We start from the raw sequence: 14683 nt of genomic DNA, 5'->3' as shown, positions 1-14683 counted from the left end.
GCCTTGGTTCAGCACATGCCTCGTGACACTTCACAGAATGCGCTGAAACACGTTACAAAAGACGCACTGTCCCATCGGTGCAGCCTCGAATACAGATCAGTCCGCCACCATCGCTGGGAGGCCTACGTCATCGGCAAGATCGCGACGTACGCATTTTCTCCTTTTCAACCTGGCGACCGATGTCCACTTCCACTCCTTCTCCGTTGTTTTCGCCGGTGCGCCTGGGCGCGCTGGATCTGTCCAACCGCGTGATCATGGCGCCGCTGACGCGCAACCGCGCCGTTGCTGGCGCAGTGCCGTCGCCGCTGGCGGTGGAGTACTACGCCCAGCGCGCCACTGCCGGCCTGATCATCGCCGAAGGCACCCAGATCAGCCCGCTCGGTCAGGGCTACCTGGACACCCCCGGCATCCACACGCCCGCACAGGTCGAAGGCTGGCGCGCGGTCACCGATGCAGTGCACCGGCAGGGTGGCAAGATCGCGCTGCAGCTGTGGCACGTGGGCCGCGTCTCGCACACCAGCCTGTTGCCGCCGGGCGAAGTGCCGGTGGCCCCTAGCGCCATCCGCTCCACCGGCAAGACCTTCACCGCGCAGGGCTTTTCTGATGTCTCCGAGCCGCGTGCACTGGCGCTGGAGGAAATTCCCGCGCTGATCGAGGACTACCGCGCAGCTGCGCGTAACGCCATCGACGCCGGCTTCGACGGCGTGGAAGTGCATGCGGCCAACGGCTACCTGATCGACCAGTTCCTGCGCGACGGCTCCAACCAGCGCACCGATGCCTACGGCGGCGATATCGAAAACCGCACGCGCCTGCTCGCCGAAGTGGTGCAGGCCATTGCCGACGAGATCGGCGCCGAGCGCACCGGTGTGCGACTCTCGCCGGTGACGCCGGTGTACGACATGCACGACTCCGACCCGCAGGCCTTGTTCGAGCGCGCGGTGGAGCGGCTGAACCTGATCGGCGGGCTGGCCTTCGTGCACGTGATCGAAGGCGCCACCGGCGGCCCGCGCGACAACATCGCCTTCGATTACACCGCACTGCGGGCCAAGTTCGATGGCGCATGGATCAGCAACAACGGCTATGACAAGGCGATGGCCGAACAGGCGATCAGCCGTGGCGACACCGATGCGGTCTCCTTCGGCCGTGCCTACATTGCCAACCCGGACCTGGTACGCCGCCTGCGCGAGAACGCGCCGCTGGCGGAACCGAACCAGGCCACGCTGTACGGCGGCGGCGCCGAAGGCTACACCGACTACCCGGCACTGCCGGCGTAACCGCACCGCTGCCCGGTCGCCATGCAGGTGATCGGGCAGCTGCATTTTTCTTGAGCAGCCGCAGCCGAGCGTTGCCACTGCAAACGAACGCTGTAAGTCACAACCACACGCGCGTGTGGCTCACCGACACAGATGACTGCGATAGCGCTGATCGCGCGCAGATGCCGTTGCACATGCACGACAACACCGAGCGGCAACGCCGGCGCCACGCCCAACCTGCACACGCTGCGTCGCAACGCGCCCAGTGGACACCGACAGCGCGCATGGCAGACCGCAGCTGGCTCCCGCGCCCTTCAACCGTCGTCTTCGCACCGGCATCAGCAACCAACACCGCATCGCCTACAGCGCCACCACAACCTGCGCGAACATGACGCACACGCGCAGCCCGGCTAGGATCGTGCGACATGATTTTCGGGAATGCCCATGCGCCGCCTGCTCTCTGCCCTGCTGTTGTGTGCACTGTTGTTTTGCGACCAGGCAGCTGCGGTGCCGTTCTGGGGCGCGCGCCAATCCAGCCCTGCCGAAACCCCGCCGGACCAGCTCAAGCCCGGTGAATGGATCTGGGGCGGCGTGAGCAAAGGCTGGGGGCCGATGGCAGTGATCGTCAGCCTCACCGAGCAACGCGCCTATGCGTATCGCAACGGCATCCTGATCGGCGTGTCCACCATCAGCTCCGGCAAGCCTGGGCACGAGACGCCTACCGGCGTGTTCACCATCCTGCAAAAAGACAAGGACCACCGCTCCAGCATCTACAACGCCGCGCCCATGCCCTACCAGCAGCGGCTCACCTGGGATGGCGTGGCGCTGCATGCCGGCGGCCTGCCCGGCTATCCGGAATCGCATGGCTGCGTGCATCTGCCGTCCGAGTTCGCCCGCCTGCTGTTCGACAACTCCAACATGGGCATGGTGGTGGTTGTGGCGCAGGCCGGGGTGGATGCCGATGCGGTGGTGCACCCGCGCGCGCTCAGCCCGATCGACCCCTCCACCGGTGCGCAGCGCCCGCTGTTGCCGCTGCCCAGCGGGCAGACCTATGCCTGGCAGCCCGAGCTCGCGCCCACCGGCCCGATCTCGATGCTGGTCAGCAGCAGCGACCAGCAATTGGCGGTGTATCGCAACGGGGTGGAAATCGGACGCGCCCGCGCGGTGCTGCACGCACCCGCCGATGCCGCGCCACTGGGCACGCAGGCCTTCATCGTTGGCCAGGGCTTCTTGCCCGGCGTGGTGCCTGGGCTGCCGGGCGTGCGCATGCCCAACTGGATGCGCATCGGCATTCCCGGCAGCGCGGCGGCCGCTGGGCAGGCGCTGGATGCGAACACCATCGCGCGGCTGCAGGTGCCGCCGGCGTTTCTCGCCGACCTGCTGCCGCTGCTGACGCCGGGCGTGGTGCTGGTGGCCACCGATCAGCACATCCTGCCGGAGACCACTGGCGGCAAACTGCAGGTGCTGGATTCGGATCCGCCGGAAGCGCCTTAGCGCGGGCAATGGCCGGTGAGAATCGCCGGGATACCTCGACCTTCGGCGTACCCGAGCGACGCACGGCACGACCGAAGCGACGTCGGTCGGGGTGTGCACGTAGTCGCCTTCGACGAAGTTGCAGCAGAGCACACCGAGCGGCGTGGCGGTGAACTCGCCTACGGCAGTCAGCGGCTTATCGACTGCCCCGATGAAGCGCAAGCGGCGTGGCGTCTTACCAACCGAACGATTTAAATTGAGCACGTCGTTGCGCGTGCCACCCTGCAGCTCAGGCCGCCATCACTGCCACGGTCGCCACGCTCAAAGCCGGCTGGGCCGCCGCGAACGATCCAGCGTGACTCTGCGCATCGCGCCACAGCATGCGCCAAGCAGCACGCTCCCACCTGGTCGCCAGGCAGCGGATGCGCAGCGGCGCACGCACGCTTCGCCGTGCCTCCAGACCGCTAAGTACGCCACCGCTCTCCTTCCCGGCCAACGCTGCAGTCGTGATTGCCACACCGGCGCCGCGCGGTGATGATGCAGTCACTCATTGCCAAGGATGTGCGTGATGCGCCAACGATTGCTCGCCCTGTTGTGTGCCGCGTTGTACGCCGCCGCGTCGCCATCGCGCGCCGATGAGATGCGCCCGGCTGCGCCCGACGCCACCTGCCTGGATGCACGCCAGGTGGCCGAACTGCAGCAGGCCGATGCCCGCACGTTGGCGGTGACCGGCCAGCAAGGCCGCCTGTTCCGCCTGCGCCTGGCCGAGGACTGCCCCGACATTGCCAACCAAACCGGCGCGTCGTTACTGGCTGCGCATGGCTGGATCTGCAACGGCGCGGCCGCGTTTGTGGGCACCGGCACGCAGCGCTGCGCCATCACCCAGGTGGAGCCGATCGATGCACGGACATACGCCAGCATCGCGCGTTACCGCGCAACCGATGGCACCGCCACGCTGGATCCGGTGACCGTCCGGCAGAGCCGCCGCCGCAACTTCGCCGGTTCTTCCAGTTATTGCTTCAATCCCAGCATGTTGCGCTCGTGGTCGGAGGACCCTGATGGCCTGCTGGTCGAAGTCTCCGCGCGCCATCCCGGCACACACCGCTACTACCGGGTGGAACTGCTGGACAGTTGCCGTGAGCTCAGCGGCGCGCCGCCCATCCAGTTCGTTTCCGGCATGGGCATCAATGCCATCTGCGGCAATCCCGGCGACAAGGTGACCGTGCTCGACGAGCTCAGCCTAGCCGGCGCGGCGGCCGGCTCCGGCCAGCAAGGCGAGTTCGCCACCAGCCGCGGCGGGATGCTCGCCCGCCTGCGCCAGAGCTGCACCATCGCAGCGGTGTATCCGCGCGATTGAGTCGTCCAACGTCGCGATATACACCTGGCTTTGTGGGAGCGCGCTTGCGCGCGATGGGGCGTCACCGGTAACACCCCCATCGCGCGCAAGCGCGCTCCTACAACGCGTTTCAGACCCAACAAGCGCTCTAGATCGCGCTCAGGCCTTGCGCAGGAAACAGGTCTTCAGCACCAGGCCCTTGATCTTGTCGGAGTTGCCTTCGATGTGCTCGGCATCGTCCTCGACCAGGCGGATATTGCGGATCACCGTGCCCTGCTTGAGCGGAATCGACGAGCCCTTGACCTTGAGGTCCTTGATCACGGTGACGGTGTCACCGGCGTCGAGCACATTGCCGTTGCTGTCGCGCACGACCACCGCGTTAGCCGGCGCCTCGGCAGCGCTCCACTCGAAACCGCAATCGGCGCAGATCCACTGCGCGCCATCGGCGTAGGTGTTGTCCAGACTGCATTGCGGACAGGCGGGCGCGGTGGACATGGGCTTCCTTACGAACACAAAGAGGGCGTGGATTGTAGCCGCAGCCTGCCGCGATCACGCATCGGCCACGGCAGCGGCGCGATAGTGCGTCGCCTCCCCCGGTTGTCGCAGGTTGCCCGTGTCCAACAAGCCCAGTGGTTCGCATCTGGTTGTCTACGTGGCGTTGGCAGGCAATCTGGCCATCGCCGTGGCCAAATTCATCGCCGCCGGCATCTCCGGCAGCTCGGCCATGCTGAGCGAAGGCGTGCACTCGCTGGTGGACACCATCAATGAAGTGCTGCTGCTGTACGGCCTGCGCCGCGCGGCACGTGCGCCCACGCCCACGCATCCGTTTGGCTACGGGCGTGAGCTGTATTTCTGGAGTTTCATCGTGGCGCTGCTGGTGTTCGCGATGGGTGCCGGCGTTTCGCTGTACGAAGGCATCGTGCATCTGCGCAATCCCGAACCGGCCAGCAGCCATTGGCTGGCGTATAGCGTGCTGGGTGTGTCGATCGTGTTCGAGGGCATCTCGTGGGTGGTGGCGTTTCGCGAGTTCCGCGCCAAGAAGGGGCGCATGGGCTATTTCCAGGCGTTTCGGCAGAGCAAGGATCCCAGCACCTTCACCGTGCTGCTGGAAGACAGCGCCGCGCTGGTCGGTTTGTTCATGGCGCTGCTGGGCGTTGCCGGCGCGCAGCTGTTCAACATGCCCCAACTCGATGGCATCGCCTCCATCGGCATCGCCTTCGTGCTGGCGTTCACGGCGTTTCTGCTCGCACGTGAGACCAAGGGCCTGTTGATCGGCGAACCGGCGCATGCGCACGTCACCGACTCATTGCTGGCCATCGCCGCAGCCGATCCAGACGTGCGCGCGGCCAATGGCGTGCTCACCATGCAGATGGGCCCCAACCAGGTGGTTGCAGCGCTCAGCGCCGAATTCGAAGACACCCGCACCACGCCGCAGATCGAAGCCTGCATCGGCCGCATCGAAGCGGCGGCCAAACAGAAACATCCCGAAGTCACCGCCCTGTTCGTCAAGCCGCAGACGCCGGAAACCTGGCTTGCACGGCGTGCGCAGATCGAGCGCGGCGCGCAAGCCGAGTAGCGCAAGCGCGTGTGCACCAAGCTGATCCTGCCGTAACCCGCACGCGCGGTCGCGGTTGCATCGGCTGTATCGATTGCCTACCGTTGTGGTGCGCCATCGTCTCGCATCGTGATCTGACCGATGCACTCCCCTTGTACTCAATCAATGGAGGTTTCCCATGGAAATCACCCAGGGTCGCGTTGCGACCATTCACTACACCCTCTCCGATGACAGCGGCCAGGTGCTCGATCGCTCCACGCCCGACACCCCGCTGAGCTATCTGCACGGCGCCGGCAACATCGTGCCGGGCCTGGAACAGGCACTGGACGGCAAGCGCACCGGCGACACGCTCACCGCCGATGTCGCGCCGGAACAGGGCTACGGCCCGCGCCATGCGCAACTCATCCAGCACGTGCCGCGCGAAGCCTTCCCGAGCGACGTTGAGGTGGTTCCGGGTGCGCAGTTCGAAGCGCGCACCCAGCAGGGGCCGGTGATGGTCACTGTCACCGAGGTCGGCCCGGAGCAGGTCACCGTGGATGGCAATCACCCGCTGGCCGGGCAAACCCTGCATTTCGCCGTCGAAGTGACCGCAGTGCGCGAGGCCACCACCGAAGAACTCGACCAGGGCCACGTCACCGACATCGCCGCCTGAGGCGCTGCGCCGCGCGCCAGTGGTGCGCGGCGCTCCCGCCAGCGCAGGCCGCAGACCGACCGTGAGGCCTCCCGCAACGGCAGGCAGGCAGCCGTAGTAAAGTGCGCGGCCCGCTCACAGGCGCGCCCGCATGAAACTCGGCATCGACTTCGGTACCAGCAACTCCGCCGCGGCGGCCATCGTCGACGGCAAGGTGGTCCCGGTGCGCTTTGGCGAGGCATTGCAGTTCCGCACCACCGTGTATTTCCCGGAAATCATGCGTGACCCGGACGATTTCAGCCTGACGCCGGCGCTGGAATACGAACTCGAACGCCTGATCGATGCCGGACGCCGCGACGCGGCCGCCGCCGGGCGCAGCCCCAGCCAGGACAGCCTGCGCCGCGACGCCCTGCGGGTGGTGCGCCGGCAATGGATGGAAGAACAAGTACGTGCGCCGCGCAGTTCCGCGGCATTGCTGCAGAACGCGGTCTACGGCGACGAGGCGCTGGATGCGTATTTCCTGGAAGGCGAAGGCAACCTGGTGCAGAGCCCCAAGTCGATGCTGGGCTACAACCTGCATCCGCGCGCGCGCCAGACCATTACCGGCATTGCCACGCATGTGCTGGAACACATCCGGCTGACCGCCTCGCAGCAATTCGATCACAACATCCGCAGTGCCACGCTGGGCCGCCCGGTGCAATTTCGCAGCTCCATCGGCGAAGCTGGCAACGCGCAGGCGCTGGAGATCCTGCAAACCGCAGCGATCGCCGCCGGCTTCGACCAGGTGGATTTCCTCGAAGAACCTGCGGCCGCAGCAATGCATTACCACGTCAGCCATGCCACCCGGCATGACACGGTGGTGGTGGACATTGGCGGCGGCACCACGGATGTCGCGCATGCCAGCGTGGGCGGCAGCGCGCCACCGCAGGTGCACCGCGCGTGGGGCATAGCGCGCGGCGGTACCGACATCGACCTGGCCTTGAGCCTGGCCGCCTACATGCCGTTGTTCGGACGCGGCATCACGCGTGTCCCGGCGCATCACTATGTCGAGGCGGCGATGGTGCAGGACATGACGCGCCAGCGCGAATTTCGGCTGCACAAGTATCAGGACGTGCCGGCACCGTTCGATCGTCGCCTGCAGGCCCTGCAGGACACCGGCAATACCGCTCGCCTGTACCGCGGCGTGGAAGCCTGCAAGATTGCGTTGAGCGAGCACGACCGGCACAGCGCAATGCTGGAGTTCATCGAGCGCGACCTGACAGTGGACGTCGACGCAGCCGCCCTGGTCGGGGCCGCTTCCAATTACCTGCGCGAACTGGAAGGCCTGTTGGTCCAGGTCAACGCAGACCTGAGCGCCGCGCCGGAAACGGTGTTCCTGACCGGCGGCATGTCGCGCGCCGGCTATATCCGCGACACCGTGGCAGCGGCGTTCCCGGCCTCGCGTCTGGTCCATGGCGACCCGTCATTCGGCGTGGTGCAAGGCTTGGCCTGGGCCACCGCGGGTGCCGGCGAGGCCCAGCCCACGGCCGTTTAACGAAACTCTACATCGCCCCGACTAGACTGCGCGGTTGCTGCCGGACGCCCCGCCGTCTTGCCTGCAAGGCACGCTCCGCCGTGCCGCCGTGACCACGCACCGAACGTGATCGCACTCTTCGACACCGCTTCCGCGCGCACACCCTAGCCGCACGCGGTGTCCTTGCACTTCCCCGCTACAGGAGGCCACATGGCACATCCCGCGACCAAGCAGAAATCCCAGCCCAGCATCGCTCGCAGCGAAGGTAAGTCGCAGCCGCTCAGCCGTGAGCGTATCGCTGCCGACATCGCCGCGTTTCGCAAGACCGGCGGCCGGATCGAAGTGCTCACCACCAACTTCGGCCCCGCCCGTAACGACGGCGACAAGAGCGCCTGAGTTCGACCGACGTGCTGCCCTGCGGGGCGGCACGTCGTGCTGTACTGTCATGCCAGGTAGCCGGTGACACAGGCAGCGGCCGTCAGCGGATGTGCAACGCCTCAGTTGCCGTAATCGACCCGCACCGAGCCGGAATGCGACTCCAGTTTGATGTCGCCATTGCCTGCGCCCAGCGTCGTTTTCAGGCTCTTGCCTGGGCCGTACTCCGGCCGCTCGACCCGCCCGGCCACCGCGCGGATGTCGCCGCTGAAGACCTCTACGTTCAACGCCGCCGATACCGTGCGCGGCACGCCCAGCGCGATCTCTCCGCTCACACTTTCCGCCGCGATACTGCCGCCCGGCGCCAGGCCTGCCACCTTGAGCCCGGTTGTGCCGGATACGCTCTGCGCACGCAGCTGCGCCACCTGCCCGGTATTGAGGCTGATATCGCCGGACACCGACTCGGCACTCACCTGGCCACTGGCACCGCTTGGCGCCGAAATCTCGCCGCTGACAGTGCTCAGGTTCAAACGCGTGGTGGCCACGGTGCTGCGCACATCCCCGCTGACCGACTCCAGACGCGCCTCCTTGGCGCGCCCGGCGGCCACCACCTCGCCGCTGACCGACTTCAGCTGCAGCCGCGCCAGATCGATCTGATCCACATCCAGATCGGCGCTGACCACCTCTGCCTGCAACACCGCGCCGCGCGGCACCCGCAGTTCGAGCTGCGCCCCGTTGCCGTTGCGGCTACTGCGCGGATAGACCACCTCGAACTGCAGCCGGTCGGCACTTTCATTGACATCCAGCCGCTGGCCCGGCCCAAGCGTGCCGGTCAACGACACCTCGTCGCGGTCCCAGCCACGCACGCGCACCTGCCCGGCGATGTTTTCAATCTCCACGCGCCCACCGCGCGCCAGTGGATGGGTCTGCTTCACCACAGTCTGGGCCGCGGCGGGCAGTGCGCAGACGGCGCTCAACAACAACAGGGATAAGGTGGCGTAGCGCATGGGTGGCTTCCTCAGCTGGGGACGTAGGCCTCGCCCTGTGCGGCGAGACGGGTCAATTGCAGGCGTTTTGCATAGGTGCGCTGCAACTGCGACAACAGGAACGCAGAGCGCGGGCTCTGCACGATGGCGGCGTGGATCGACTGCGCGCTGCGGTCCAGCTCGTTCAGTGCCGGCAACAATGCAGCCGGCGCCTGCTCCACGGGAACCGCCGCGATGGCCTGCTGGTATTGCCCGGCCAGGGCCTGCGCCTGCATCACCAGCGCTGGCGGCGCAGTTGCATGGGCTGGCGCAGTCGGCAGAGGCTTAAGCCCGGGCGCGATGGCGATCACTCCCAGCGCAGCCGCGAGCGCAAGGCCGGCGGCTGGCCACTGCCATGCGCGGCGCTGCAGGCGTGGTGCCAGCGCCGCGACCGTGTCGCGCGGCGGCAGTGCGGCGGCAATGTTTTCCCACAGCTGCGGTGCTGGCTGGCGCTGCGTGGGCAAGGCCTGCAGGCGCGCGACCAAGGCCGCATCGTCGGTGCCGGATGGAGGAAGGGATTGGGTCATACGGGTTCTCCCAGCCGCGCACGCAACAGGCCGCGTGCGCGATGCAATTGCGCCTTGGAACTGCCAACCGCCATCTGCAGTTCTTCGGCGATCTCATGATGTTTCCAGCCCTCGATGTCGTGCAGCACCAGCACCGCACGCGCGCGTGGCGGCAGGGTCTCCAGCGCGCGCTCCAGATCCATTTGGGTGGCCTGGCAGGACGAAGCACCAGGAATTGCCGCGAGCAGTTCGCCATCGGCATCGTCAAGCTCGTGATCGCGCGAATGTGCGCGGCGACGCAGCTCCATCAAAGCGGTATTGACCGCCAGCCGATGCAGCCAGGTGCCCAGGGCACTTTGAAAGCGGAACTGCGGCAAGGCCTTCCAGGCGGCGATGAAGGTCTCCTGCAAGGCATCGTCGGCGCGTGCGGCGTTGCCGCCGCACAGCCGCCACACCACCGCATACAGGCGTGGCGCATGGCGGCGGTAGATCGTCTCGTACGCCGAGCGGCTGCCTGCCGCGGCTGCACGCGCCAATGCCGCATCGTCGCGATCGGCGGGGCTGTCGCAAGCGGGGGCATCGGGGGGCACGGTGGTATCGAGCATAGCCAGTTCGATGCACCGGGCAGCAAAAAGGTTTAGAGCAGCTATCAAAACTACTGCGCAATCGCCAGACAAGCGCGGCAGACGCCCGAAACCGGCATATCTCCCCGTACACGCCAGTTCCTCCGCACCGCCCCCAACCGCCTGGCGATTGCTCACTACGTTGGTTCCCTCTCTACGCCCGGCGCAGCCATTTTTCTACCGGAGTTCTAAACCTTTCTGGCGCAGGGCGCATCGAAGGCTTCGATTGCACAGCGCCGCGCCGTTGTCCTGGGCGGCCCCGCCCTGGCGTTATCGGAGATCCGCATGACCCTCATCGTTGGCTTGCTGCTGAGCCTGTGCCCGACCCACTGCCCTGGCCCGCTGCCCACGGCCGCCTTACGCCTATCGCTCAGCCCACAGCGCGTGGAAGCCTGCGTGCTGCCCGCAAGCAGCGCTGCGCCACCACGCTGTGTGCACGTGCCGTCGCCCAGTCACTGGGGCGCCGTGCGCACCCTGCGCGACAGTTGGCAGGCCGTGTTCGATCTCCGGGAATATCAGGCGATGCATCTACAGCGACGGTAATGCACTGCCAAGACCCGACACCCATAACGAAGGGCACTCCTGCCGCATGACAGCGGTTGCAGCGGCCATCCCAGGCCCACGACCGCAGCGCTTCACGCGTTTGACCATGGATCACTGCACCACGTAGCACACGCAGATGAGCGCGCATTTAGTACACGCACCAATTGCGTGATGAGTAGCCCGTTACACTAGGCGCCCCCACGTATCCGCTTGAGCTGATGGCTGCGCCCGACCCCCTTCCCGCGATGATCCGTAGTCTGTTGCCGCACTGGAACCCGCAGTGGCTGGATGTCGCAGTGCCCGCCGTCAAGATCGTCGTGATCCTCGCCGTCGCGGGCCTGATCCGGCTGCTACTGCGCCAACTGCTCAAACGCCTGTGCACGCGCTACAGCGTGCCGGCCGAAATGATGATCGGTATTCGGCGGGCGGGCGGCTTCATCATTTCGGTAAGCGCGCTGTTGATGGTGCTGCACGTGATTGGCGTCTCCGCCGGCACGTTGTGGACGGCGTTCACCGGATTCGCAGCGGTGGGTGCGGTTGCGTTCTTCGCTGCGTGGAGCGTGCTGTCCAACATCTTCTGCACGTTCCTCATCATCACCACGCGGCCGTTCCGGCTGCACGACCACATTGAACTGCTCGAAGGCGGCGACAAGCCGGGCCTCAAGGGCCGCGTCATCGACATCAATGTGATCTACACAACGCTGGAAGAAACCGGCGACCACGCTGGCAGCGTGCTGCAGGTGCCCAACAGCCTGTTCTTCCAGCGCACCACGCGGCGCTGGCGCGAGACCAGCGGGTTTCATTCGCCTTAAACAGCGGCGCCTGTCAGCGCAGCTGGCTGTCCTTGCTGCCGCGCCGGTTGTAGCCGCCTTGCGCGGCTTGCGCATGGTCATGCGCCTCCTGGCAGGTGACGCACAGATGCACACCCGGCACAGCTTTGCGCCGCGCTTCGGGAATACGTGCATCACAGTCTTCGCAGTGCGTCAGGCTCGGGCCCTGATGCAGCTGGCTGCGCGCCCGCTGGATCGCCTCGTCCACCGTGGCATCGATCTGGTCCTGCACCGCCCCATCACCCGCCCATCCGGTCGCCATGTCCGCATCACCTTGTTGGTCTGTTCCTGAAATGGGCACGCACGGCGCAAAATCCAAGCCGGCTCTGCACAGTGCCCTCAAACCGGGTGCTCTAGCATTCACCGATTCGCCGCCCACAGGAACCCTGCCATGGAACAACCCGTCCACCCGTTCTCCGAACTGTTTGCACAGCTCGGCCTGCCCTCCGACGAAGCCAGCATTCGCCGTTTCATCGCCGAACATTCCCCACTCCCGGGCGATGTGCGACTGGAAGAAGCGCCGTTCTGGACACCGGCCCAGGCGCAGCTGCTGCGCGAAGAGCGCATCGACGATGCCGACTGGATCGTCACCATCGACCAGCTCAATATCGCCCTGCATACCGAAGCAGAAGACACCGGCGTGTCGGCAGGCTGAAGTACGGCTCCAGTAAAGCTAGAGCTCGTTTGCGCACTTGCCTGGTGATGGCTTGCAAGGCGCACAAAGCAGAACGCACAAACAAAAGGAGCGGCAGTCCCGCTCCTTTTGCATAGCGCTTGCGCCTGCAGCAGCGCTCGAAAGCGCTACTGCAGGCGATGGCAATCAGGTCACCTTTTTGGCGATCGTCATGCCCAGCACGAACAGCACGATGGCGATGATGATGCCGGCCCAGAACAGGAACTTGGCGATTCCCATCGCCGCACCTGCCATGCCACCGAAGCCCAATGCACCGGCAATCAGGCCGATGATGGCGAAAATAATGGCCCACTTGATCATGATGTCTCCTATCGGCAAAGCCGTTGCGTCAGTCGAGTGCTTTCAGCGGCGCAGTGCCGGAAAACATGCCGTGCACGCTACCCACCACCCTGTGCCGCACTCGTGAATACGCGTGACACACGACGACACAGTTGCCTGGCCGTTTAGCTGTGCGAACGCCCCTTCACATCGCTCGCAGACACACCGCGCATCGGCGATCATGCGGCCTGGGCAACGTTTGGATCACATGGACACGCTTCGCTATCTCACCGGTTACCCACCTGCAGTGCTGGAGCAGGTGCGCGCATTGATTGCGCAGGACAAGCTCGGCGCCGTCCTGGCGCAGCGGTATCCCGAGCGCCACACCGTGCGCACCGACCGGCAGTTGTACGACTACGTCAAAGAAATGAAGGAGCGCTACATGCGCTCTTCGCCCACGCTGCACAAAGCCATCTACGACAATCATCTGCAGGTGGTGAAGCATGCGCTCGGCACGCACACCGCCATCTCGCGCGTGCATGGCAGCCGCCTGAAAGCCAGCCGTGAGATCCGCATCGCCGCGGTCTTCCGCGACGCACCCGCGCCCTTCCTGCAGATGATCGTGGCGCACGAACTGGCGCACCTCAAAGAGCCCGAGCACGACAAGGCCTTCTACCACCTGTGCCAACACATGGCCCCGGATTACCACCAGCTCGAATTCGACCTGCGCCTGTATCTGACCCAGCTCGCGCTGACCCCGCGCGACTGATTGTCTCCCCGCCCCGACCAGGGCTTAGGATGCGCCCATGGACTCACACGCGCTCTCCCAGCTCACCCACGCAGCACAGAACCAGGCCCCTGATGCCATGGCGGCACTGGCACACGCGCTGGTCCGCACCGGACGGGTGGAAGAAGCTTTGTCCTGGTACTGCCGCGCGGCGGCTGCCGGCGATGCCACCGCGCGGGTGGAGGCGGGCCGCATGCTGGCCTACGGCATCGGGTGCGAGAGCGATCTTCGGCAAGCCCTTGTGTACTGGCAACAGGCCGAGCAGCAAGGTGCGCCTGCAGCGCTGTATCTGCTCGCAAGCGCCGCGCTGGCCAAAACGCCGCTGACGCTGGATGCCCAGGCGCAGGCACGGCTGCTCGCATCGGCAACGGCAGGCTATGCGCCAGCGCTGCGTGCGGTGGCGATCCAACACGGGCGCGTCGACCACCCGGCGCAACAACGCCAGTGCGTTGCACTTCTTGAACGTGCCGCAGCGGCTGGCGATGTGCCCGCCGCAGCGCTGCTGGCGCAGCGCCTGCTGCACGGTGAAGGTGTTCCTGCGCAAGCGGCGGCGGCGGCGGACTTGCTGCTGCAATTACAGGCGCAGGGGATTGCGCCGCTGCCAGAGCTGCATGTCGCGCCACCACTGCCGGTCCACACCGACGACCACGCGATGCATTTTGAACCGCCTGCCACACGACTGCACCACCATGCGGCTCCACGGATCGAAGAACTGCACGGTGTGCTCTCTGCAGACGAATGCCGGCTACTGATGCTGCTGGCGCGTCCGCATTTGCGTCCTTCGCAGGTGGTTGACCCCAACGATGCGAGCACGCGGCGTACGCCGGTGCGCACCAGCCAGGGCGCCACGCTCGATCCCATCCTTGAAGATTTCGCCGCACGTGCGGCCCAGGCACGGCTCGCTGCCTGCGCAGGCCTGCCGCTGAGCCACGCCGAGCCGCTCTCGGTGCTGTGCTACGCGCCAGGCGAGCACTACCGCCCGCACCGCGACTATCTGCCGCCCAACACGATCGCGATCGACCGGCCCGCCGCGGGCAACCGGCTGCGCACGGTCTGCGTGTATCTCAACGCCGTCCAGGCCGGTGGCGCCACCGATTTTCCGATTGCCGGGGTCCGCGTGCAGCCGCGCGCCGGTGCGGTGGTGTGCTTCGACAATCTGCTGGCCGACGGCACGCCTGATCCGGATTCGTTGCACGCGGGTCTGCCGGTGGATGCGGGCAGCAAATGGCTGGGCACGCTGTGGTTTCGGCAGCGCCGCTACCGGGATTGGTGAACGGGTTC

Annotated in this window: 18 protein-coding genes; 12 read left to right on the top strand and 6 right to left on the bottom strand. The window is 66.2% G+C overall.

The annotated features are described in order from the left end of the window. Positions 1-179: 179 nt before the first annotated feature. The 3 genes from ACCQ01_RS07315 (at position 180) to ACCQ01_RS07305 (ending at position 4083) form a co-directional block, all read left to right on the top strand. Positions 180-1274 (top strand): alkene reductase, encoded by a 1095-nt coding sequence (locus tag ACCQ01_RS07315; RefSeq protein ID WP_103699933.1) that lies wholly within the window; start codon positions 180-182, stop codon positions 1272-1274. Between the two features lie 417 nt (positions 1275-1691). After that, positions 1692-2747: a L,D-transpeptidase gene (locus ACCQ01_RS07310; RefSeq protein WP_323370321.1), complete on the top strand. Its 1056-nt coding sequence runs from the start codon at positions 1692-1694 to the stop codon at positions 2745-2747. 538 nt (positions 2748-3285) lie between these two features. Further along, positions 3286-4083, top strand: coding sequence for a DUF6491 family protein (locus tag ACCQ01_RS07305; protein ID WP_116889809.1), 798 nt, complete (start codon positions 3286-3288; stop codon positions 4081-4083). 138 nt (positions 4084-4221) lie between these two features. On the opposite strand, the gene ACCQ01_RS07300 is transcribed toward ACCQ01_RS07305, so the two are convergent. After that, entirely contained in the window at positions 4222-4557 is a 336-nt protein-coding gene (locus tag ACCQ01_RS07300) for a zinc ribbon domain-containing protein YjdM (protein WP_076055950.1), read from the bottom strand. 118 nt (positions 4558-4675) lie between these two features. Here ACCQ01_RS07300 and ACCQ01_RS07295 point away from each other — a divergent pair, with 118 nt between their 5' ends. The 4 genes from ACCQ01_RS07295 (at position 4676) to ACCQ01_RS07280 (ending at position 8157) form a co-directional block, all read left to right on the top strand. After that, positions 4676-5638: a cation diffusion facilitator family transporter gene (locus ACCQ01_RS07295; RefSeq protein ID WP_228432612.1), complete on the top strand. Its 963-nt coding sequence runs from the start codon at positions 4676-4678 to the stop codon at positions 5636-5638. 157 nt (positions 5639-5795) lie between these two features. Continuing rightward, a complete protein-coding gene (locus ACCQ01_RS07290) occupies positions 5796-6269 on the top strand; it encodes an FKBP-type peptidyl-prolyl cis-trans isomerase (RefSeq protein ID WP_040941580.1) in 474 nt (157 codons plus the stop codon). 130 nt (positions 6270-6399) lie between these two features. Continuing rightward, positions 6400-7782, top strand: coding sequence for an Hsp70 family protein (locus ACCQ01_RS07285; RefSeq protein ID WP_223647706.1), 1383 nt, complete (start codon positions 6400-6402; stop codon positions 7780-7782). A 189-nt stretch (positions 7783-7971) separates the two neighbouring features. Continuing rightward, positions 7972-8157, top strand: coding sequence for a hypothetical protein (locus tag ACCQ01_RS07280; RefSeq protein WP_228432613.1), 186 nt, complete (start codon positions 7972-7974; stop codon positions 8155-8157). A 101-nt stretch (positions 8158-8258) separates the two neighbouring features. Here ACCQ01_RS07280 and ACCQ01_RS07275 read toward each other — a convergent pair whose 3' ends face one another. From ACCQ01_RS07275 to ACCQ01_RS07265, 3 genes are read right to left on the bottom strand one after another with little or no spacing between them, the layout of a single operon-like run. Beyond that, complete coding sequence (locus ACCQ01_RS07275) at positions 8259-9143, bottom strand: DUF4097 family beta strand repeat-containing protein (protein WP_228432614.1); 885 nt, start codon at positions 9141-9143, stop codon at positions 8259-8261. 11 nt (positions 9144-9154) lie between these two features. Beyond that, complete coding sequence (locus ACCQ01_RS07270; RefSeq protein ID WP_228432615.1) at positions 9155-9688, bottom strand: hypothetical protein; 534 nt, start codon at positions 9686-9688, stop codon at positions 9155-9157. Beyond that, positions 9685-10272, bottom strand: coding sequence for an RNA polymerase sigma factor (locus tag ACCQ01_RS07265; RefSeq protein WP_011036499.1), 588 nt, complete (start codon positions 10270-10272; stop codon positions 9685-9687). Before ACCQ01_RS07265 ends, ACCQ01_RS07270 begins: the two co-directional genes overlap by 4 nt. A gap of 303 nt (positions 10273-10575) precedes the next feature. Here ACCQ01_RS07265 and ACCQ01_RS07260 point away from each other — a divergent pair, with 303 nt between their 5' ends. Next, complete coding sequence (locus ACCQ01_RS07260) at positions 10576-10833, top strand: hypothetical protein (protein ID WP_228432616.1); 258 nt, start codon at positions 10576-10578, stop codon at positions 10831-10833. Positions 10834-11051: 218 nt separating this feature from the next. Further along, a complete protein-coding gene (locus ACCQ01_RS07255) occupies positions 11052-11645 on the top strand; it encodes a mechanosensitive ion channel domain-containing protein (RefSeq protein WP_042599338.1) in 594 nt (197 codons plus the stop codon). A gap of 13 nt (positions 11646-11658) precedes the next feature. Here ACCQ01_RS07255 and ACCQ01_RS07250 read toward each other — a convergent pair whose 3' ends face one another. After that, positions 11659-11925 (bottom strand): DksA/TraR family C4-type zinc finger protein, encoded by a 267-nt coding sequence (locus ACCQ01_RS07250; protein WP_228432617.1) that lies wholly within the window; start codon positions 11923-11925, stop codon positions 11659-11661. Between the two features lie 129 nt (positions 11926-12054). On the opposite strand from ACCQ01_RS07250, the gene ACCQ01_RS07245 reads away from it, so the two are divergent. Next, positions 12055-12318, top strand: coding sequence for a DUF2789 domain-containing protein (locus ACCQ01_RS07245; protein WP_011036496.1), 264 nt, complete (start codon positions 12055-12057; stop codon positions 12316-12318). Between the two features lie 165 nt (positions 12319-12483). On the opposite strand, the gene ACCQ01_RS07240 is transcribed toward ACCQ01_RS07245, so the two are convergent. Further along, a complete protein-coding gene (locus ACCQ01_RS07240) occupies positions 12484-12657 on the bottom strand; it encodes a DUF1328 domain-containing protein (protein WP_003489471.1) in 174 nt (57 codons plus the stop codon). 199 nt (positions 12658-12856) lie between these two features. Here ACCQ01_RS07240 and ACCQ01_RS07235 point away from each other — a divergent pair, with 199 nt between their 5' ends. Then, positions 12857-13384, top strand: coding sequence for a YgjP-like metallopeptidase domain-containing protein (locus ACCQ01_RS07235; RefSeq protein WP_372358861.1), 528 nt, complete (start codon positions 12857-12859; stop codon positions 13382-13384). 37 nt (positions 13385-13421) lie between these two features. Beyond that, complete coding sequence (locus ACCQ01_RS07230; protein WP_228432619.1) at positions 13422-14675, top strand: 2OG-Fe(II) oxygenase; 1254 nt, start codon at positions 13422-13424, stop codon at positions 14673-14675. The last annotated feature ends 8 nt before the right edge of the window (positions 14676-14683 follow it).

The organism is Xanthomonas sp. NCPPB 4037 (assembly GCF_041475695.2).
Lineage (GTDB): Bacteria > Pseudomonadota > Gammaproteobacteria > Xanthomonadales > Xanthomonadaceae > Xanthomonas > Xanthomonas campestris.
This window is presented reverse-complemented; position numbering and strand designations above follow the sequence as displayed.